Origin of the sequence: Burkholderia sp. AU38729 (assembly GCF_020419725.1) — a bacterium.
GTDB lineage: Bacteria > Pseudomonadota > Gammaproteobacteria > Burkholderiales > Burkholderiaceae > Burkholderia.
On sequence record NZ_JAIZQO010000001.1, the window covers coordinates 828,938 to 847,681 of the forward strand.

Here is an 18,744-nt window from a genome sequence, read left to right on the forward strand (position 1 = left end):
GGTCGGCCGTCGTGCTGCTGCCGATAAGCCGGGTCAGGCAGCCCACGCAACGGGGCAGTTGGACGAGCGCAACGGTTTGCGCAGGGTTCATCTACCCCGATGGACGGACGGTTTCCGACGTGACACCATTTTGACCTCACGCGGCCGCACACCGCGTCGTCCGCCCTGCGGGCCATACCTATAACAGACCAAACATTCGCCGGGCGCTCGACCATGCCCGGCCACCCGGCTCCGGAGAACCGTCATGAAGAAGCACATCTTTTTTACCGCCGCGCTGGCCGCTTTCGCCGCGCCGGTCTTCGCCCAGAACAGCGTGACGCTGTACGGTGTGATCGATGAAGGCTTCAATTACACGAACAACGTGAACGTCAATGGGGTCGGAAAAACGAATTACCAGCTCGCGAGCGGCTACGCGCAGGGCAGCCGCTGGGGCCTGAAGGGCAGCGAGGATCTCGGCGGCGGGCTGAAGGCGATCTTCACGCTGGAAAACGGTTTTGACGTGAACAACGGCCGGCTCGGCCAGGGCGGCCGCATGTTCGGCCGACAGGCGTTCGTCGGGCTGAGCGCACCGCGCTTCGGCACGCTGACCTTCGGCCGTCAGTACGATTCCGTCGTCGACTATCTCGCGCCGCTCACCGCCAACGGCAACTGGGGCGGCACGCTGTTCTCGCACCCGTTCGACAACGACAACACGGACAACTCGTTCCGCGTCAACAACACGGTCAAGTATGCGAGCGCCGACTGGAACGGCCTGACGTTCGGCGGCACGTACAGCTTCAGCAACAGCACCGGCTTCTCGAACAACCGTCAATACAGCCTCGGCGCGCAGTACTCGCTGGCCGGGCTGCAGGTCGCGGCGGCGTACCTGCAGGCGAACAACCCGGGCATCGGCAGCGCGGGCGCGATCTCGGCCGACGATGCGAACTTCGTCGCCGACCGCCTGCGGATCTTCGGCGGCGGCGTCAACTACACGTTCGGCCCGGCCACGGTCGGCTTCGTCTACACGAAGACGGACGTGAAGAACCCGGTGTCGACCGTCTACCTGCCGGCTTCGACGTTCGCCGGCCTCGGGCTGACCGCGACGAAGTTCCAGAACTTCGAGATCAACGGCAAGTACCAGCTCACCCCCGATTTCTATCTCGGCGCGCAGTACGTGTACACGGACGGCAAGTACGATGCCGCGGCCGGGACGTTCAAGCCGAAATACCACACGGTCGGCCTGATGGCCGACTACAGCCTGTCGAAGCGCACCGACGTGTACCTGCAGGGCGCGTGGCAGAAGGTGGGCGGCGACAAGACCGGCACGGCGGCCGACGGCGGCTACGTGGTCGGCACGGACGGCCCGTCGGCGTCGTCGAACCAGTTCGCGGTGCGCGCCGCGATCCGCCACAAGTTCTGATCGGGGGGCGGGGAGTGCCGAGGCCGAGCGCCTCGGCGCCCGCTGCCGTCAGTCTGCCCGGGGGTTGCCCCCGAGCGTATCCGCGAGCCAGTCGACGAAGATCCGCACGCGCGGCGCGAGATGCCGGCCGGTCGGAAACACCACCGACACGGGCAGCGGCCTGGCGTTCCATTCCGGCAGCACCTCGACCAGCGAGCCGTCGGCGAGCAGCGGCCCGAGCCCTTCGCGCGGCGCCTGGATCAGCCCGAGGCCCGCCAGACAGCACGCGAGATACGCCTGCGAGCTGTTGACCGACACGACGCTGCGCATCTTGACCGCGTGCAGCTGGCCCGAATCCATATCCGCATATTCCCAGTCCAGCTCGCGGCCCGTGCGGCTCGAGAAATAGCCGACCGCGACGTGGTCCGGCAGCTCGTCCGGCGAGCGCGGCGTGCCGTGCCGCTCGAGATACGCGGGCGCCGCGCAGTTGATCTGCGCCAGTTCGCCGATGCGCCGTGCGACGAGCGACGTATCGGACATCGCGCCGACCCGCACCGCGCAGTCGATGCCGTCGGCGACGAGGTCGACGAAGCGGTCGGTCGTGCCGATCACGACGCGCAGGTCGGGGTAGCGCGCGTGGAAACCCGGCAGCGCCGGAATCACCTGGTTCAGCGCGAAGCGTTCGGGCAGGTCGACGCGGATCGCGCCGCGCGGCGTCGTGCCGGCGTCCTCGAACAGCGTTTCCGCATCGTCCAGATCGGCCAGCAGCCGCATGCAGCGCTCGTAATAGGTCGCGCCTTCGGCCGTCAGCGCGACGCGCCGCGTCGTGCGCTGCAGCAGGCGGACCTTCAGGTGCCTTTCCAGATACTGGACGGCGTTGCTGACCGTCGGGCGCGGCAGTTGCAACTGCTCGGCCGCTTTCGTGAAGCTGCCGAGATGGGCGACGCGCGCGAAGATGCGCATTGCTTGCAGATGATCCATGCGGGGCGGGTGCGTGGGTGGAGAGCAGGCTCCATTGTTAATCAGCGTCGAATGGTTTGGTTGAGTGTTTCGCGTTTATCGCGCGCCGCGATGCGCCCAGAATCCGGCCTGTTCATTCATCACTCGAGGAAACGGATATGGAAACGCGTGAACTGGGCCGGACCGGCCCGCGGGTGTCGGCAATTGCACTTGGCTGCATGGGGATGTCGGACTTCTACGGCCCGGCCGACCGCGACGAAAGCATCGCGACGCTGCACGCGGCGCTCGACCACGGCATCACGATGCTCGACACCGGCGATTTCTACGGGATGGGCGACAACGAGATGCTGATCCGCGACGCGCTGCGCGGCCGGGCACGCGACCAGGTGCTGATCAGCGTGAAATTCGGCGCGCTGCGCGATCCGGCCGGCGGGTTTGCCGGCTACGACGCGCGGCCGGTGGCGATCCGCAACTTCGTCGCGTACTCGCTGAAACGGCTCGGCACCGACTACATCGACATCTACCGGCCGGCGCGCGTCGATCCGGCGGTGCCGATCGAGGAGACGATCGGCGCGATCGCCGATCTCGTGAAGGCCGGGTACGTGCGCCATATCGGCCTGTCGGAAGCCGGCGTCGACACGATCCGCCGCGCGGCGGCCGTCGCGCCGATCTCCGACCTGCAGATCGAGTATTCGCTGCTGTCGCGCGGCATCGAGGCCGGGATCCTGCCCGCGTGCCGCGAACTCGGGATCGGCGTCACGGCCTACGGCGTGCTGTCGCGCGGGCTGCTGGGCGGACGCTGGAGCACGGCGCGGCAAGGCGAGCGCGATTTCCGTGCGGCGAGCCCGCGGTTCCAGGGAGAGAACCTCGCGCACAACCTCGCGCTCGTCGATGCGCTGCGCGCCATCGCCGACGAGAAGGGCAGCAATCCGGCGCAGGTCGCGATCGCGTGGGCGCTGTCGCGCGGCGGCGATATCGTGCCGCTGATCGGCGCGCGCAAGCGCACGCAGCTTCAGGACGCGCTGAAGGCGATTGGGATGCAACTAACGGTCAATGAGATCGCTCGCATCGAAGCGGCGGTTCCCGCCGGGGCGGCTGCCGGTGAGCGTTATCCGGCCGCACAGATGGCGCACCTCGACAGCGAGCAAGGCCGGGGGTCATCTCACGGGGACTGATCGGCGCGGATCGGCAATGGTTTCGGAACAGCCTCTGCATTCGGCTCGAATCTGGGGGCTGGGGCTGGGGCTGGTGCTGGGGCTGGTGCTGGTGCTGGTGCTGGTGCTGGTGCTGAGGCTGAGGCTGGTGCTGGTGCTGGTGCTGGTGCTGGTGCTGAGGCTGGTGCTGAGGCTGAGGCCGGGCTGGTAACCCCGATTGCGGTGCATGGCTGGCCTGGCCCGACTTGACGTCGGCGGCGCAGGTTTCGCCGGCCCACGGCGCGCCAGCCCATCGGCACAACCGCGCCGCCGCCCCATCCGGCAAGCCCTAGCCAGCCTCAGGCAAAACCAGATGGCGAGCGGCGCGATCGGAGTTCACCATCGGCGCCGTACTCAACCGGACGGAATGCCTTTCATGCACCTTCATACGCTGACGATCATCGCGGTGGTCTTCCTGCTGGCCGGCGCGGTCAAGGGGATGATCGGGCTCGGGTTGCCGACGATCGCGATGGGGCTGCTGACGCTTGCGATGCCGCCGTCGGCCGCCGCGAGCCTGCTGCTCGTGCCGTCGTTCGTCACCAATGTGTGGCAGTTGTGGCTCGGCCCGTCGTTCGGGCCGTTGCTGCGCCGGCTGTGGCCGCTGCTCGCCGGCCTGGCGATCGGCACGCTGACAGGCGGGCTGCCCGCGCTCGCGGCCGGCAGCACCTGGACGCATGCGGCGCTCGGCGTGGTGCTGATCCTCTACGGGCTGTGGGGGCTGGCCGCCGCGCGGCTGCCCGCGCCGGGTCGCCATGAAACATGGCTGTCGGCCGTGGTCGGCTACCTGACGGGTGTCGTGACGGCCGCGACCGGCGTGTTCGTCGTGCCGGCCGTGCCGTACTTGCAGGCGCTGCGGCTGTCGAAGGACGACCTGATCCAGGCGCTCGGGCTGTCGTTTACCGCATCGACGATCGTGCTCGGCCTGCAGTTGCGTGTGACGGGCACACTGGAGACGGTCGATCTCGGCGTGTCGGCGCTTGCGCTCGTGCCGGCGCTGGCGGGCATGGCCGGCGGGCAATATGCTCGGCGTGTGATGAGCGAGAAGGCGTTCAAGCACTGCTTCTTCGTCGGGCTGATCGCGCTCGGCGCATACATGGCGGCTTCGGGATGGCTGTAAGCGAGCCTCGCTGACGAGCGCGATGCCCGCGGTCCGCTGTCCGTGACGCGCCCGAAGCCGGTTTCGACATCAGCCGGCTTCAGGCGCGTTCACCGGGCGCAGGTCACCTCGCTCAGGCCGGGTCGGCGTACTTCAGCGTCCAACCGAACGTGCGGGTCGCGCCCGCGCCGAGGGCAAACGGCTTCGTCGTACACGCGAAGTTCGAATGCAGCTGGCCGATCGGCGTCGTCGACAGCGGATTCGTCGTGCCGTTCGCCGTGTCGAAGGCCGACAGCGCGCAGGTGTCGAACCCGGACGCCGCATAGCCGGTCGCGGCGCTGTTCGCGTAGGTTACCGACACGCCGTCGCCGTTCGCCTGCGTCGACGCGAAATCCGCGAACGACGTGAAGTCCGTCTCGATCGACAGGTTGCCGGTGAGCGAGCCCGTGCTCAGCGTGTCGCTGCGGGCGACCGAGCCGTGCGCGAACGTCAGCACCGTATGCACCTGCAGGTCGAGATCCGTCGTGTACGCCGCGTTCTTCGACGCGAGCCGGAACTTCGCGGTATCGAACGACACGATCACCTGCCCGTTGTTTTGCTGGACGTTCAGGTTCTTGTAGTACGTGACGGGAATGTAGGTCTTCCCGTTGTACGACACCTGCGGCACCAGCAGCGCGTAGCCGAGATCGGTCGTGCCGTAGATCAGCTTGTCCGAGAACGGTACCGGGTAGTACGGCGTGTACGAGTTGTAGTCGGGCGCCTGGCTGAGGTTCAGGTTGATCACGCGCCGGCCGTCGCGCACGGTGACGAGCGCCGCACTGTACGGATGCGCGGCGTCGCCCGGCTGGTTGTACCAGGTGAGCGTGTAGTGCGGCAGCGCGTCGAGCCACGCGTTGTAGTCCGTATCGGCTATCGGCGCCTTGCCGCCGAAGCCGAGCTTGTTCCACCACGCGTTCACGTACAGGTACTGGTGCAGCAGGCTGAAGTTTTCGCCCATCACGCGCGGCTTGCCGCGATACGCGTCCGTGCCGCGGCCCTTGACCCACATGTTCACCGACGGCGTCGGCAGCGACGGGTCGTACCAGTACGTGTCGAAACGCTGCGCGGCCTGATAGATGAACTTGTATGCAACCTGCTTCTCCTGGTCGGACAGCACGCCGGCATTGGCCGCGGCCGTCAGCACTTCCATGAACGCCGAATCGCCGTACGGGCCGATCGAGCGGCCGTAGTTGAAGCCCTGGCCGTTCGCGTTCAACTGCGGCAGGATCAGGTCGACCGACTTGCGCAGATAGCCCTTCAGCTCGGGCGTGAGGTTCGCCTCGTTGCCCATCTCGAACGTGCGCTCGGTCACTTCACCGATCAGCAGCGTGCTGTAGCGGTCGAAGCGCGCCTGGTCGTAGTAGGTCGTGTGCGTGTTCGACGCTTCGTCCGAGAACCCGCCCGACGAGTCGTTGCGGATATGGTTCGTCAGCGTGTACAGCAGCGCGTCGCGCGCACCCATCGTCGCGACCGAGGGATCGGTCTTCGATGCAAACGACGGGCTGCTCCAGCCGAGCTTCTGGCGCAGCCCGGCAATTCCGTAGGACACCGCATAGTAGTTCTGCGCGGTGTTGAGCGATGCGATGTCGATCGGCGTGCCGGCCGCGGGGCACGTATCGGTCTTGCCGCTCGCATCGGGGCCGAACATGTCGCAGAAGGTGAGCCGCCGCTGCAGCGTCGCGAGCATCGCGTCGCTGAAGACTTCGTTGAGCATCCCGTGCGCCTTCAGGTTGTTCAGCGCGACGAGGTAGTAGTACTCGCCCCAGGACGTATTCGCATACGTGTAGTTGCTGCCCGACTGCGCCATCATCGCGGTCGTGATCGTCTGGTACGTCGCGAGGTAGCTGGCGTATTGCGGATCGTTCTTCGACTTCATGTCGATCAGGATGTACGACAGGCCGAGCGCGAGCTTGCCCGGCAGGAATTTGTCGCCGGTGTTCGTGTCGAGCACGTGGACCGGCGTGCCGTCGCCGAGATCCATCACGACCTGCGTGAAGTCGGACGATTTCCGGATCAGGTCGAACAGTGCGCGCATCTGGCCCATCATCGTGACCGGAATGTTCGCGCCGGCCGGCACGCTGGTGTCGGGCGCGCCGTAGACGAGCGCCTGCAGCGAGTTCGCTGCGAGCGTCGGTGTCGTGGACGGGGGCGGCGAAGATGACGACGGTGGCGGCGTGTCGGTCACGTCGTTGCCGCCGCAGGCGCTGACGAACAGGACGGAAAGGGCGCTGAGCGCGGCGCCGAGCGCGAATCTGCTGCGCGGATGCATTGTGTCTCCAGTTTTGAATAGTGATGAAGCACGGGCGGGTGTGGCCGTTGCCGCGCTCGATGCCCGTACCCGGCCGCCGTCTTGCAACCCTGATCCCTGAAGACGGACGGCCTGATTCACTTGTCGAGCGGGCAAGCGCTCTCCCTGCACGGGCCGTGACCGGCGTCGTGCGGATGTATTGGAAAACGTTTTCCAAATTTAGGCAGCCATCGGCGTGATGTCAATGAACTTTCACGTCGGAAGGGGCGGGAAAAACCCGTAGGGTGGGAAGGCGGGAGTGAAGGGGGAGGGCGAAATCTTGCAGAATTTACCGGGATTTCTTCTTGATAAGGCAGCGGGCGGCGAAGGATATCAATGCGGAAATGACGGCCGGAAGGAATGTCCGTCGATGCCAGCTCGCTGGATCGAGAGAGAAAACGTTATCCATAAGGGTCGAGACGAATTCGACCGACATCGGGGCGCGATGGCGACGGGCAGCCACGCCGTTTCGTCGAGCCTAAAGCTGTGCCTCGATCGCCGTCTTGTCGATCACCGACCAGACCTGGCGGATCTTGCCGTCATGAAACTCGTAGAACACGTTCTCGCAGAACGTGACCTTCCGGCCGTCGACGGCGAGCCCCATGAACGTCCCGCTCGGCGAACAGGCGAAGCGCAGCCGGCAGGCGATGCGCGGCGGCTCGCACACGAGCAGCCGGATGTCGAAACGGAGATCGGGAATGTCGCGGAAGTCCTGTTCCAGCATCGCGCGGTAACCGGCGAGGCCGAGCGGCCGGTCGTTGTGAATCACGTTATCGGAGACGTATTCGCCGAGCGCCGGCCAGTCCTGCCGGTTCAGGCAGTCGATGTACGCGCGGTAGCGGGTTGCAAGATCGGTGTCGGTCATGGCCGTGCCTCCGTGTGTCGACGGGATGAGTCGGATGCAGCGCGCGTCACCGCGGCGTGGTTTCGCCCGACAGGAACGCGACGAACTCCCGCGTGTACTTCGGCAGCGCATCGAACGACCGCGCGCACAGCTTCAGCCGACGATGGCTCCACGTATCGGACAGCTCGACGAGCCGCACGTCCATCGTCTGCATCGCGCGCTCGGCCGCATGACGCGACACGATGCCGATGCCCACCCCGCTCGCGATCACGCGGCAGATCGCATCGAAGCTCTTCAGCTGCACGCGATAGCGGATCCGCTTGCCGAGCGCGCGCGCCTGGTCGGCGAGATGCACCTGCAGCGCGCTGCCGTCGGTGAGGCCGATGAAGTCGGCATCGGCGATCGAGTCGAACGCGACCTTCTCCTGCGACGCGAGCGGATGCGCGGCCGGCACGACGACGATCAGCCAGTCCTCGCGGAACGGCTTCTGTTCGAGCCCGCCGAGCCCGACCGAATCGGCGACGATACCGACCTCGGCCGTCTTGTTGCGGATCGCATGCACGATCTCCTGGCTCGAGCGCTCCTCGACGCTGATCGACAGCTTCGGATGATGCGGCAGGTAGTCGGCCAGCGCGTCGGGCAGGTATTCGCTCAGCGACGCCGTGTTGCACAGCAGCCGGATATGCCCGCGCAGCCCCTGGCCGTATTGCTGCAGCTCGCCGCGCATGTGGTCGATCTGCTGCAGCACGGTGCGCGCGTGGTGTTCGAGCGCGCGGCCGGCATCGGTGGCCTGCGCGCCCGACTTGGTCCGGTGCAGCAGCGGCACGCCGAGCTCGTCCTCCATGCCGCGGATGCGCTCGCTCGCGGCCTGCAGCGTGATGTGGGTCCGCTCGGCGCCGCTCGTGATCGTGCCGGCCTCGCAGATGTTCAGGAAGAGCCGCAGGTCGGTCAGGTCGAAGCGCATGATGGGTGGGGCGATCGTATTGGAATGGCCGATAAGTTAGCAGGGAACCGCGGCCCGGGTCTCAGGCACAGCTTGAGGCCCGATTCGCCGGTTCCGCATTTTCGGGGCGCGATCGATGGCGGATCATGGCCGCACATCAACCGGGGAGCCTGTCATGCAGATCGATCCGTCGTGGGGCGTGTCGTTCAAGATCGCGTTGCACGTGCTGTTCCTGTGCATCGGCATCGCGTGGGCCTGTTCCGAACTCGCCGCGTGGTTGCGTTGAACGTCGCGGCGATCGCCGCCTCGTGCCTATTGAAACAAATCCGTCATAGTTTCCCGAGGCGAAAATTCTTCCGTTTTCCTGCAAAAAGACCATCAAGTTTTCCTGAATCGGACCGTATTACCGGTAGCGAATGCCGGCCGGCATCCGGTTCGTGATCGTTTGTCATCATTGTTTGCATCCGGTTACACGTCGGCCGTTCCGTTTTTGAGATGCTTGAAAGATTGTCAAACCGGAGTCGGATCGTCCATGAAAACGCGCGAGATTCACCGCAACGCGGCGTGGCTGCCAGGCTTGGCAGCCGTGCTCGTCATGGCCGGTTGTGCAAGCACGCAGTCCGTTCCGCCGAGCGACACGCTGGCGGGAATGCCTTCGCCGTCGAGCCAGCCCGCCGCTGCGCCATCGGCCAATACACCGCCGCCGGCGCCGATTCTCGTCGCGCAGAAGTACGTCGTGAAGCGCGGCGACACGCTGACGGGCATCGCGTCCGCAAACGGCTGCAGCATGGCCGACCTGCGCACCTGGAACAAGCTGGGCGCAAACGGCAGGCTGCGCATGGGGCAGGTGCTGCGCATCGTCAAGCAGCAGCCGTTGCCGGCGCCGGGCGCGGCCGGCACGCAGGTAGCCGCATCGTCGGCGTCGGGCAATGGCGCGGCGAGCAACCCGGCAGCTACGCAGACCATCGCGTCGAATGCGAGCGACCGTCAGGTCGTCAAGGAAACGAAGCGGCATGCGGGCGGCGTCGCGCTCAAGTGGCCCGCGAGCGGCAAGATCGTCGACGGCTTCCGGCCGGGGCAGAACCGCGGCATCCAGATCGCCGGCCGGCCGGGCGACCCGGTCCGCGCCGCGGCCGACGGCCGCGTGATGTACGCGGGCACCGGCCTGAACGACTACGGCAGCCTGATCATCGTCCAGCACAACGCGGATTTCCTGACTGCCTATGCGCACAACCGCAAGCTGCTCGTGAAGACGGGCGACATCGTGCGTCAGGGCGACGAGATCGCCGAGATGGGCGACCTCGACAACTCGCGTGTCGCGCTGCTGTTCGAAGTGCGACGCGACGGCAAGCCGGTCAATCCGATGCCGTATCTGCCTTCGTCGCAAGGGTGACGCCGGGCCGTTTCGCTGGAACGGCGCGGCGGTCGCTGCTACGCTAGGGTCTGTTCATGCAAGTCCCGCGCTTCGCGGGGCCGGCGGTCGTCTTTCGGGGATGCGCGGCGTAGGCCGTCGCGGGCCGGCCGCCGGCGTGAACGGGCACGCTGCTTCGACGCGTGCCCGAGCTGCTTCGTGCCACCGATACCGACAGAACTCACGACATTCATGGAACACTCTCCGACACGCCGCTCGCTGTTGCTTGCCGCCGTTGCCGCGCCGTTCGTTGCCGCGTGCACGTCCGCGCCGGTCGCCGACCAGGGGCGCGCCCACACCGCCCAGGCTGAATTGACCGCGCTCGAGAAGGCCTCGAATGGCCGGCTCGGCGTCGCCGCGCTCGATACGTCGAACGGCGTGCGCATCGCGCACCATGCGCGCGAGCGCTTCCCGCTGTGCGGCACGTATGCGGTCGCCGCGGCGGCCGCGATGCTCGCGCGCGGCTCGCTCGACGCGTCGCTGCTGCCGCGCCGCATCCTGTACCGCCGCTACGAAATCGTTGCGGGCTCGCCGATCACGGAAAGCCACGTCGACACCGGCATGACGATCGAGCAGCTGTGCGCGGCGATGCTGCAGTCGGGCGACAAGGGCGCCGGCAACCTGCTGATGGGCGTGCTCGGCGGCCCGCAGGCCGTCACGGCGTTCGCGCGCACAAGCGGCGACATGTCGTTCCGCCTCGATCACTGGGAACCCGAACTGAACAATGCCGCGCCCGGCGACGAACGCGATACATCCACGCCGGTCGAGATGGTCGACACGCTGCAGCGGCTGCTGCTCGGCAACACGCTGCAGGAGCCGCAGCGCGCGCGACTGACGGAATGGATGGTCGGCGCCGCGCGCGGCGCGACCGGCATCGCGGCGGGCGTGCCGCCCGGCTGGCGCATCGCCGACAAGGCCGGCACGGGCGGCTACGGCACGACGACCGACGTCGCGGTGCTGTGGCCGCCGTCGCGTGCGCCGATCGTGATGGCCGTGTCGTTCACGCAGCCGCAGGCCGCCGCGGCGGCCCGCGCGGACGTCGTCGCGTCGGCGGCGCGCATCGTGGCGGGCGCGCTCACCGCGACGGCCTGAGCGTCCCGCGCCTCGCGCAAAGCCGGCGTTTGGCTTATCGTGTCGGACAGTGCGCGCCGGGGTCGGCGCGCGGTCCTTCCGCGCCGTTTTTCCGTTTGCCTTCTTCATGCGCCGACTTCCGCCCCTGCACGCGTTGCAGATCTTCTCGACGGTGGCCCGCCACCGCAGCTTCACGCGCGCGGCCGAGCAGTTGTGCATCACGCAGGGCGCGGTAAGCCGGCAGATCCAGACGCTCGAGGCGCATTACGGTTTCCCGTTGTTCAAGCGGCATGCGAAGGGCCTCACGCTGACGGCGGAGGGCGAGCAGTTGCTGCCGGTGGTCAACGAGAGCTTCGCGCGGATCGAGGACATCTCGATGCGGCTCACGCGGCAGCGCACCGATCTCGCGCTGAAGGTGCCGACCTGCGTGATGCGCTGGATGCTGCCGCGCATCATGCGCTTCCAGGGCGAGCATCCCGATCTCCATGTGCAGATCACCACCGCGTGGCAGCACGTCGTCGATTTCTCGACCGAGCCGTTCGATGCGGCTGTCGTCTACGGCACGTCGCCGGGCGCCGGCGTGTTCGCGCTGCCGCTGTTCGACGAGCGGCTGACGCCCGTCTGCGCGCCCGAATTGCGGCAGACGTCGCCGCTCGATGCGGTCGGCGATCTCGCGCGCCATACGTTGCTGCATCCGACGCGTGACCACCGCGACTGGCGCGCGTGGCTCGATCACGCCGGCGAGCGCGGCGTCGATCCGGCACGCGGGCCGACGTTCGACACGCTCGATCTCGCGACGAACGCGGCGATGCAGGGCTTCGGCGTCGCGATCGGCGACGTGACGCTCGTCGACGACGACGTCAGCGCGCGCCGGCTGGAGCGCCCGTTCGACATCGTGCTCGAGACGGGCGCGCGCTATTTCTTCGTCTATCCCGAGAACCTCGGCAACCAGCAGAAGATCCGCGCGTTCAGCGACTGGATCGCGCGCCATCGCGATTGACCGGCGATCACGCAGGTACGCCGAACCGGCGCGCGGAATCCGTGGGATCCCGCGCGCCGGCGGACGGCTTTACTGGTACGTCACGACGGCGATCATCGGCGCCTGGTTGTTGCCCGAACGGTTCGGTAAAACGATTGCGCGCGAGGCCTGAGTAAAGGTCGTGGTCTTGATGGCCTGCTGGCTCGCCGCGTCGACGAACGCGATCTGGCCGGAGGCCGGGCGCGGACAGTCAGGACGGACCTGCCCGCGGGCGACATCGGCCGTATCGACCGCGAACGAGCAGGGCGGCTCGACGATCATGCCGGAAAAATAGATGGTGCCGGACGCGCCGGCGGCGAAGGACGAGGAAGTGGCCAGAAGCGAAGCAGCCAGGACGAACGAGGCGGCGATAGGGCGATGCTTCATGACAGGCTCCAGAGAGGAAGCGCATCGCAGCGGGGCCGCTCGGGTGGCAGTCCGTCTAACGCTGCGATGCTGTATGCGTAAACGGCAAAACCATCGAAACTCTTGAGTGGAAAATTACCAATTTGGGATAGGAGCAAACGATTTCGTATTGCTGAATTCAATCTATGCCTGATTTGCGAGATATCAAATCAGGGTAATGCCGGTGGTGTACGCTCGACCGGAAAGCGGACGCCCAGTGCCGGTCGTCACGACAGGTCGTTGCGAAGTCAACGAGTTTACGGATCGTGGAAATGATGCGCAGGTGAATATCGGCGATACAAAAGAAAACGGCCGCTCGTTTCCGGGCGGCCGTTTTGCGTTGAAGCGGAAGGTGCGTCGTTCAGGCCGTGCGCTTGCGTACCGCGCCGACGACCACGAGCAGCACGATCGCGCCGATGATCGACGCGATCCAGCCCGCGCCCTGGCCCGGTGCGTACCAGCCGGCGGCGCGGCCGACGTAGCCGGCGACCAGCGAGCCGACGATGCCGAGCACGGTGGTCATCAGGATGCCCATCTTGTCGTCGCCGGGCTTGAGCGCGCGGGCGAGGAGGCCGACGATGAGCCCGACGACCAGGGTTTCGATGAATTGCAGCATGAACGCCTCCCTATTGCGGTTGAGCTGTTGACGAAAGAAAGTTGACCCGTGCGGCGCACAAGGGTTCCATGCGCGGCAGGGCGCCGCGTGGCGTGCGGAGTATCGCACGCCGGCTCGGCGCGCAGATGTCAGGCCGCCGGCGCGCCCGCCACCGGGTCGAGACGGCGATAGCCTTCGGTCGCGTTCAGCAGCGTGCGCGTGTAGTCGCGTGCCACTTGCCCGGCGCGTACGTCCTCGATCCGGAGCTGCTCGACGATCTGGCCATGCTGCATCACCGCGACGCGCTGGCACAGGAAGCCGATCACCGCGAGGTTGTGGCTGACGAGGATCATCGTCAGGTTGCGTTCGCGATGCAGGCGGCGCAGCAGGTTCAGGATCTCCGCCTGCACCGACACGTCGAGCGCCGACGTCGGTTCGTCGAGCAGCAGCACGCGCGGCTCGACGATCAGCGCGCGCGCGATCGCGACGCGCTGCCGCTGGCCGCCCGACAACTGGTGCGGATAGCGGAACCGGAACGCGGGGCCGAGGCCGACCTCGGACAGCGCGCGGGCGATGCGCGCATCGGTGTCGCCGATGCGATGGATCGACAGCGGCTCGCGCAGCGTCTGGTCGACCGTGAAGCGCGGATGCAGCGATGCGTACGGATCCTGGAACACCATCTGCACGTGACGGCGAAAGGCGCGATCGGGGGTGCCGCCCACCGGCCGGCCGTCGATCGACAGGCTGCCGGACGCGAGCGGCACGAGGCCCGTCAGCGCGCGCAGCAGCGTCGACTTGCCGGAACCCGATTCGCCGACGAGCCCGAACACCTCGCCGTCGCGCACCGCGAAGCTCGCGTCGCGCACGGCGTCGACGTGACCCGTGCGGGTCGGGAAACGGATCGATGCGTGATCGACGTCGATCATCGTGCGGCCTCCTGTCGATCGGCGGGCGTGCCGGCAGGCGACGCGGGTTCGAGCCACGCCGGATCGCGCCGCAGCACGGGCAGTTCGTCCGGCGGGTTCGCGAGCGGCGGGTTCGCCGCGAGCAGCCCGCGCGTATAGGGATGGGATGCGTCGCGCAGGTCGCGCGCGGCGCAGGTTTCGACCACGCGGCCCGCGTACATCACCGCGACGCGATCGCAGAACGACATCACGAGCGGCAGGTCGTGGCTGATGAACATCAGGCCCGTGTCGTGTCGCGCGATCATCGCGTCGAGCACGGCGAGCACCTGCATCGACACGGCGACGTCGAGCGCGGAAGTCGGCTCGTCGGCGATCAGCAGGCGCGGGCCGGTCGACACCATCATCGCGATCATCACGCGCTGGCCCATGCCGCCCGACAGTTCGTGCGGATACGCATCGGCGACGCGCGCCGGGTCGCGGATCTGCACGGCCGCGAGCGCGTCGACGATCCGTTCGCGCAGCGCGCGGCCGCGCAGGCCCGGCTCGTGCAGCCGGAACGCCTCGCCCATCTGCTTCGCGACCGTCATCACCGGGTTCAGCGAATATTTCGGATCCTGCAGGATCATGCCCATCTGGCTGCCGCACAGCCGCCGGCGTTCGCCCGGCGGCATCGCGAGCAGGTCGTGGCCCGCGAAGCGCATCGTGCGAGCCGACCAGCGCGCGGCGTCGGGCAGCAGGCCGAGCAGCGCGCGGCCCGTCAGCGACTTGCCGGAGCCCGATTCGCCGACGATGCCGAGCCGTTCGCCGGGCGCGAGCGTCAGCGACAGGTCGCGCACCGCGTCGGTGACGGTGCCGTCGTGGCCGCGAAAGCCGATCTTCAGGCCGTCGATCTCGCAGAGCGGCGCGGGCGAGGGGGCGGGATTCATCGGCATGTCATGCTCCATGGCGGGGATCGAAGACGTCGCGCAGCCCGTCGCCGAGCAGGTTGAACGCGAGGCTCACGAGCAGGATCGCGCAGCCGGGCAGCGTCGCGACCCACCATGCGTCGAGCAGCACGTTGCGGCCCGACGCGACCATGAAGCCCCATTCGGGGCTCGGCGGCTGCGCGCCGAGGCCGAGGAAGCCGAGGCCCGCGACGGTCAGGATGATGCCGGCCATGTCGAGCGTCGCGCGCACGATCACCGACGACATGCACAGCGGCACGATGTAGCGCAGCAGGATGCGCGGGCCCGACGCGCCCTGCAGGCGCGCGGCGTGAATGAAGTCGGCCTGCGCGATGCGGATCGTCTCCGCCCGCGCGAGCCGCGCATACGCGGGCCACGCGGTGATCGAGATCGCGACGACCGCGTTGATCACGCCCGGCCCGAGCGCGGCGGCGAACGCGAGTGCGAGCACGATCTTCGGGAACGCGAGTGCGATGTCGGTGATGCGCATCAGCACGCTGTCGACGAAGCCGCCGCAATAGCCGGCCGTCGTGCCGATCAGCAGGCCGATCGGCACGACGATCACGACGACGAGGATGGCGATGCCGAGCGTGAGGCGCGAACCGGCGATCAGCCGCGAAAGGATGTCGCGGCCGAGCTGGTCGGTGCCGAGCCAGTGCGACGGCGAGCCGGGCGGCAGCAGCCGGTCGGACAGCACCTGGCGCAGCGGATCGTGCGGCATGATCAGCGGGCCGACGATCGCGACGACGATCAGCGCGACGAGAATCGCGAGCCCGAACAGGTTGAGCGGATTCGCGGCGAAACGACGCCAGCGCCGGTACGCGAGGCCGAGTGCGGCCTGCGAGCGCGATGCGGGCGCGTCGGAGAGCAGCCACGCACGCAGGGTGAGACGCTCGGCATTCATGACTGGACGACCTTCGGCATGGGCGATGAGAGAAGCAGAGTGGAAGCGGTCATGTCGGGTCGGCCCTCAGCGCGCACGCGGATCGAACACGCGGTACAGCGCGTCGGTCAGCAGGTTGACGGTGATGAACATCGCGCCGATCACGAGCGTCGCGCCGAGCACCGCGTTCATGTCGGCGTTCAGCAGCGCGCCGGTCAGGTACGAGCCGAGCCCGGGCCACGCGAACACGATCTCGGTCAGCACCGAGCCTTCGAGCAGGTTGCTGTACGTGAGCGCGATCACGGTGAGCAGCGGCACCATGATGTTGCCGAATGCATGCCGCCAGATCACGCGCCGTTCCGACAAGCCCTTTGCGCGTGCGGTGACGATGTATTCCTGGCTCAGCTGGTCGAGCATGAACGAGCGCGTCATCCGGCTCAGGTACGCGACCGAGTAGTAGCCGAGGATCGCGGCCGGCAGCGCGATGTGCGACACCGCGTTGCGGAACACGTCCCACTCGCCCGCGAGCGCTGCGTCGATCAGCAGGCTGCCCGTGCGCGTGTCGACCATCCCGTCGTACACGGGATCGAGCCGGCCGGGCCCGCCAACCCAGTGCAGCCGCGCGTAGAACAGCAGCAGCCCCATCAGCCCGAGCCAGAACACCGGTACCGAATTGCCGATCAACCCGACGAAGCGCGCGACGTGGTCGATCGGCCGGTTGTGCTTCACGGCGGCCGCGACGCCGAGCGGCACGCCGATCGCGATGCCGATCAGCGTCGCGATCGTCGCCAGTTCGAGCGTGGCCGGGAACACGCGCCTGATGTCGTCGAGCACCGGGTTCGCGGTCAGCAGCGACACGCCGAGATTGCCGTGCAGCACGTCGCGCGCATAGATCAGGAATTGCGTGGCGAGCGGCTTGTCGAGGCCGAGCGCGATGCGCTCGGCCGCGTACGCGTCGGCCGACGCGCGATCGCCGAGGATCGCGAGCACGGGGTCGATCGGCACCTTGCGGCCGATCACGAACGTCAGCGCGAGCAGCCCCGCGAACGTGACGGCGAGCGTGAGCGCCCAGCGCAGCACGCGCAGGGCCCAGCGCACGGCCGGGCGCCGCGCGGGCAGCGTGCGCAGTGCTTCGAGGGAGGAGGCGGGAGTCGACATGCGGCGAATCTTATGGCTTCTTCAGGTTGCGGTACGACACGAGATCGTTGATCGGCCCGACGTCGAGCCCGCTCACGCCGGGCCGCGTCGCGACCTGCGCGACTTTCTCGAACATGATCACGAACGGCGAATGCGCGAGCATGTCCTTCTGCATCGCCTGATACCGTTGCGCGCGTTTCGCGGCGGTCGGTTCGGCGAGCGCGGTGTCGGTTTCCTTCGTCAGTTGCGGGATGTCCCAGCTGTTGCGCCAGGCCAGCATTTTATAGCTCGACTTGTCGGAATTGTCCGGGTTCCATGCAAAACCCTGCGCGTTGCTGTGCGGGTCGATGTAGTCGGCCGACCATTCGCCGATGTAGATGTCGTGCTGGCGCGCACGGTATTTCGCGAGCGTCTGCTTGTTGTCGCCGGGGATCAGCTGCACCTTGATGCCGGCCTGCGCGAAGTTCGCCTGCACGGCCTGCGCGATTTCGGTGTACGGATAGTCGTTGCGCACGTCCATCGTCACCGAAAAGCCGTTCGGCACGCCGGCCTTCGCGAGCAGCGCCTTCGCCTTCGCGACGTCGAGCTTGTACGGGTTCGCGTTCAGCGTGCCGAGGAAGCCTTCGGGCAGGAAGGTCTGGTGCACCTTGTAGGTCGTCTTCACCACGTTGCCCTGGATGCCCGCATAGTCGACCAGCCATTTCAGCGCTTCCTGCACGTCGGGTTTCGCGAGCGTCGGGTTCTTCGTGTTGAGGCCGAGATACAGCAGCGTCGCCTGCGGCGAGGCCGACGCCTTCGCCTTGCCGGATTTCACGACCGACGCCAGATCGTCGGGGCTCAGGTCGCGCGCCGCGTCGACGTCGCCGTTTTCCAGCAGCAGGCGCTGGCTGGCGGCTTCGGGCACGTGGCGCAGCACGATGCGCTTCATCGCGAGCGGCAGACGGTAGCCATCGAAGCGCTGCAGCACGACGCTGTCGCCGGCCGTCCATTTCACGAGCTTGTAGCCGCCGGAGCCTGCCTCGTTGGTCTTCAGCCATGCATTGCCGAAGTCGTTGCCCTGCTGGTGCGACAGCAGCAGCTTCTTGTCGACCACCGATGCGGGCCACGAGCCGAGCACGTTCAGCACGAAGGTCGGGGCGTACTTCTGGTCGGTGGTGACCGACACCGTCAGGTCGTCGAGCTTCTTCACGTTGGCGACGACGTTCGCCTTCGTGAGCCCGATGCCGGTCAGCACGGCCGCCGGGCCCTTGTCGAGCAGCACGGCGCGCTGGATCGACCACGCGACATCGTCGGCTGTCAGCGGGTTGCCCGAGTGGAACTTGAGGCCGGGGCGCAGCTTGAACGTGTAGGTCAGGCCGTCGGCGCTCACCGTCCACGACTGCGCGACGTCGCCGTTGAATTTCGACGGATCGCGCAGATCGACGCGCACGAGCCGGTCGTACGTGTTCGCGACGTATTCCTCCGGCACCAGCTCGTAGATCTCGCCCGGGTCCAGCGTCGTGAATTCGTCGAGCAGCGTGGCCATCACGAACATGTCCTTCGGCGTTTCCGCGCGCGCGGCGGAAAGCGGAACGGCGGCGAGAACGGACGCGGCGGCCAGCGCCGCGACGAGCCGGGATGTCAGGAAATTCATGG

General features: G+C 67.4%; 18 protein-coding genes. 7 read left to right on the plus strand and 11 right to left on the minus strand.

Annotation, left to right across the window (positions count from 1 at the left end; translation table 11 throughout):
- The first annotated feature begins 244 nt into the window (after positions 1 to 244).
- Entirely contained in the window at positions 245 to 1,399 is a 1,155-nt protein-coding gene (locus LGM56_RS03650) for a porin (protein ID WP_226202875.1), read from the plus strand.
- 48 nt (positions 1,400 to 1,447) lie between these two features.
- On the opposite strand, the gene LGM56_RS03655 is transcribed toward LGM56_RS03650, so the two are convergent.
- Entirely contained in the window at positions 1,448 to 2,359 is a 912-nt protein-coding gene (locus tag LGM56_RS03655) for a LysR family transcriptional regulator (RefSeq protein WP_226202877.1), read from the minus strand.
- Positions 2,360 to 2,496: 137 nt separating this feature from the next.
- Here LGM56_RS03655 and LGM56_RS03660 point away from each other — a divergent pair, with 137 nt between their 5' ends.
- From LGM56_RS03660 to LGM56_RS03670, 3 genes are all read left to right on the plus strand, one after another.
- On the plus strand, positions 2,497 to 3,513 hold the full coding sequence (locus LGM56_RS03660; RefSeq protein ID WP_226202879.1) for an aldo/keto reductase: 1,017 nt from the start codon (positions 2,497 to 2,499) through the stop codon (positions 3,511 to 3,513).
- Between the two features lie 16 nt (positions 3,514 to 3,529).
- A complete protein-coding gene (locus LGM56_RS03665) occupies positions 3,530 to 3,703 on the plus strand; it encodes a hypothetical protein (protein WP_226202881.1) in 174 nt (57 codons plus the stop codon).
- A gap of 204 nt (positions 3,704 to 3,907) precedes the next feature.
- Complete coding sequence (locus tag LGM56_RS03670) at positions 3,908 to 4,648, plus strand: sulfite exporter TauE/SafE family protein (RefSeq protein ID WP_226202883.1); 741 nt, start codon at positions 3,908 to 3,910, stop codon at positions 4,646 to 4,648.
- Between the two features lie 112 nt (positions 4,649 to 4,760).
- On the opposite strand, the gene LGM56_RS03675 is transcribed toward LGM56_RS03670, so the two are convergent.
- The 3 genes from LGM56_RS03675 to LGM56_RS03685 all read right to left on the minus strand — a co-directional run bounded on the left by LGM56_RS03675 (position 4,761) and on the right by LGM56_RS03685 (position 8,761).
- Positions 4,761 to 6,935 (minus strand): hypothetical protein, encoded by a 2,175-nt coding sequence (locus tag LGM56_RS03675; RefSeq protein ID WP_226202885.1) that lies wholly within the window; start codon positions 6,933 to 6,935, stop codon positions 4,761 to 4,763.
- A gap of 496 nt (positions 6,936 to 7,431) precedes the next feature.
- Positions 7,432 to 7,818 (minus strand): ester cyclase, encoded by a 387-nt coding sequence (locus tag LGM56_RS03680; RefSeq protein ID WP_226202887.1) that lies wholly within the window; start codon positions 7,816 to 7,818, stop codon positions 7,432 to 7,434.
- Positions 7,819 to 7,864: 46 nt separating this feature from the next.
- A complete protein-coding gene (locus LGM56_RS03685; RefSeq protein ID WP_226202890.1) occupies positions 7,865 to 8,761 on the minus strand; it encodes a LysR family transcriptional regulator in 897 nt (298 codons plus the stop codon).
- Positions 8,762 to 9,272: 511 nt separating this feature from the next.
- Here LGM56_RS03685 and LGM56_RS03690 point away from each other — a divergent pair.
- From LGM56_RS03690 to LGM56_RS03700, 3 genes are all read left to right on the plus strand, one after another.
- The gene (locus LGM56_RS03690; protein WP_226202892.1) at positions 9,273 to 10,133 is read left to right on the plus strand and encodes a peptidoglycan DD-metalloendopeptidase family protein; all 861 of its coding nucleotides are present in this window, start codon (positions 9,273 to 9,275) and stop codon (positions 10,131 to 10,133) included.
- A gap of 210 nt (positions 10,134 to 10,343) precedes the next feature.
- On the plus strand, positions 10,344 to 11,243 hold the full coding sequence (gene bla / locus LGM56_RS03695; RefSeq protein ID WP_226202895.1) for a class A beta-lactamase: 900 nt from the start codon (positions 10,344 to 10,346) through the stop codon (positions 11,241 to 11,243).
- A 106-nt stretch (positions 11,244 to 11,349) separates the two neighbouring features.
- Complete coding sequence (locus tag LGM56_RS03700) at positions 11,350 to 12,222, plus strand: LysR substrate-binding domain-containing protein (RefSeq protein ID WP_089442238.1); 873 nt, start codon at positions 11,350 to 11,352, stop codon at positions 12,220 to 12,222.
- 69 nt (positions 12,223 to 12,291) lie between these two features.
- On the opposite strand, the gene LGM56_RS03705 is transcribed toward LGM56_RS03700, so the two are convergent.
- The 7 genes from LGM56_RS03705 to LGM56_RS03735 form a co-directional block, all read right to left on the minus strand.
- A complete protein-coding gene (locus LGM56_RS03705; protein WP_089496711.1) occupies positions 12,292 to 12,627 on the minus strand; it encodes a type 1 fimbrial protein in 336 nt (111 codons plus the stop codon).
- A gap of 379 nt (positions 12,628 to 13,006) precedes the next feature.
- Positions 13,007 to 13,261, minus strand: coding sequence for a GlsB/YeaQ/YmgE family stress response membrane protein (locus tag LGM56_RS03710; protein ID WP_089496712.1), 255 nt, complete (start codon positions 13,259 to 13,261; stop codon positions 13,007 to 13,009).
- 128 nt (positions 13,262 to 13,389) lie between these two features.
- The gene (locus LGM56_RS03715) at positions 13,390 to 14,166 is read right to left on the minus strand and encodes an ABC transporter ATP-binding protein (RefSeq protein ID WP_089496713.1); all 777 of its coding nucleotides are present in this window, start codon (positions 14,164 to 14,166) and stop codon (positions 13,390 to 13,392) included.
- On the minus strand, positions 14,163 to 15,077 hold the full coding sequence (locus LGM56_RS03720) for an ABC transporter ATP-binding protein (RefSeq protein ID WP_089427230.1): 915 nt from the start codon (positions 15,075 to 15,077) through the stop codon (positions 14,163 to 14,165). The genes LGM56_RS03715 and LGM56_RS03720 overlap by 4 nt, the downstream gene beginning before the upstream one ends.
- Position 15,078: 1 nt before the next feature.
- On the minus strand, positions 15,079 to 15,993 hold the full coding sequence (gene nikC, locus LGM56_RS03725) for a nickel transporter permease (protein WP_089496714.1): 915 nt from the start codon (positions 15,991 to 15,993) through the stop codon (positions 15,079 to 15,081).
- Between the two features lie 66 nt (positions 15,994 to 16,059).
- Positions 16,060 to 17,130 (minus strand): ABC transporter permease, encoded by a 1,071-nt coding sequence (locus tag LGM56_RS03730; RefSeq protein ID WP_089496715.1) that lies wholly within the window; start codon positions 17,128 to 17,130, stop codon positions 16,060 to 16,062.
- A gap of 10 nt (positions 17,131 to 17,140) precedes the next feature.
- Positions 17,141 to 18,742 (minus strand): ABC transporter substrate-binding protein, encoded by a 1,602-nt coding sequence (locus LGM56_RS03735; RefSeq protein WP_226202897.1) that lies wholly within the window; start codon positions 18,740 to 18,742, stop codon positions 17,141 to 17,143.
- Positions 18,743 to 18,744: the final 2 nt, after the last annotated feature.

Excerpts from the sequence above, each read along its gene's own strand:
- LGM56_RS03650 (WP_226202875.1), top strand. The coding sequence starts at position 245 with ATGAAGAAGCACATCTTTTTTACCGCCGCGCTGGCCGCTTTCGCCGCG.
- LGM56_RS03655 (WP_226202877.1), bottom strand. The coding sequence starts at position 2,359 with ATGGATCATCTGCAAGCAATGCGCATCTTCGCGCGCGTCGCCCATCTC.
- LGM56_RS03660 (WP_226202879.1), top strand. The coding sequence starts at position 2,497 with ATGGAAACGCGTGAACTGGGCCGGACCGGCCCGCGGGTGTCGGCAATT.
- LGM56_RS03665 (WP_226202881.1), top strand. The coding sequence starts at position 3,530 with ATGGTTTCGGAACAGCCTCTGCATTCGGCTCGAATCTGGGGGCTGGGG.
- LGM56_RS03670 (WP_226202883.1), top strand. The coding sequence starts at position 3,908 with ATGCACCTTCATACGCTGACGATCATCGCGGTGGTCTTCCTGCTGGCC.
- LGM56_RS03675 (WP_226202885.1), bottom strand. The coding sequence starts at position 6,935 with ATGCATCCGCGCAGCAGATTCGCGCTCGGCGCCGCGCTCAGCGCCCTT.
- LGM56_RS03680 (WP_226202887.1), bottom strand. The coding sequence starts at position 7,818 with ATGACCGACACCGATCTTGCAACCCGCTACCGCGCGTACATCGACTGC.
- LGM56_RS03685 (WP_226202890.1), bottom strand. The coding sequence starts at position 8,761 with ATGCGCTTCGACCTGACCGACCTGCGGCTCTTCCTGAACATCTGCGAG.
- LGM56_RS03690 (WP_226202892.1), top strand. The coding sequence starts at position 9,273 with ATGAAAACGCGCGAGATTCACCGCAACGCGGCGTGGCTGCCAGGCTTG.
- bla (WP_226202895.1), top strand. The coding sequence starts at position 10,344 with ATGGAACACTCTCCGACACGCCGCTCGCTGTTGCTTGCCGCCGTTGCC.
- LGM56_RS03700 (WP_089442238.1), top strand. The coding sequence starts at position 11,350 with ATGCGCCGACTTCCGCCCCTGCACGCGTTGCAGATCTTCTCGACGGTG.
- LGM56_RS03705 (WP_089496711.1), bottom strand. The coding sequence starts at position 12,627 with ATGAAGCATCGCCCTATCGCCGCCTCGTTCGTCCTGGCTGCTTCGCTT.
- LGM56_RS03710 (WP_089496712.1), bottom strand. The coding sequence starts at position 13,261 with ATGCTGCAATTCATCGAAACCCTGGTCGTCGGGCTCATCGTCGGCCTC.
- LGM56_RS03715 (WP_089496713.1), bottom strand. The coding sequence starts at position 14,166 with ATGATCGACGTCGATCACGCATCGATCCGTTTCCCGACCCGCACGGGT.
- LGM56_RS03720 (WP_089427230.1), bottom strand. The coding sequence starts at position 15,077 with ATGCCGATGAATCCCGCCCCCTCGCCCGCGCCGCTCTGCGAGATCGAC.
- nikC (WP_089496714.1), bottom strand. The coding sequence starts at position 15,993 with ATGAATGCCGAGCGTCTCACCCTGCGTGCGTGGCTGCTCTCCGACGCG.
- LGM56_RS03730 (WP_089496715.1), bottom strand. The coding sequence starts at position 17,130 with ATGTCGACTCCCGCCTCCTCCCTCGAAGCACTGCGCACGCTGCCCGCG.
- LGM56_RS03735 (WP_226202897.1), bottom strand. The coding sequence starts at position 18,742 with ATGAATTTCCTGACATCCCGGCTCGTCGCGGCGCTGGCCGCCGCGTCC.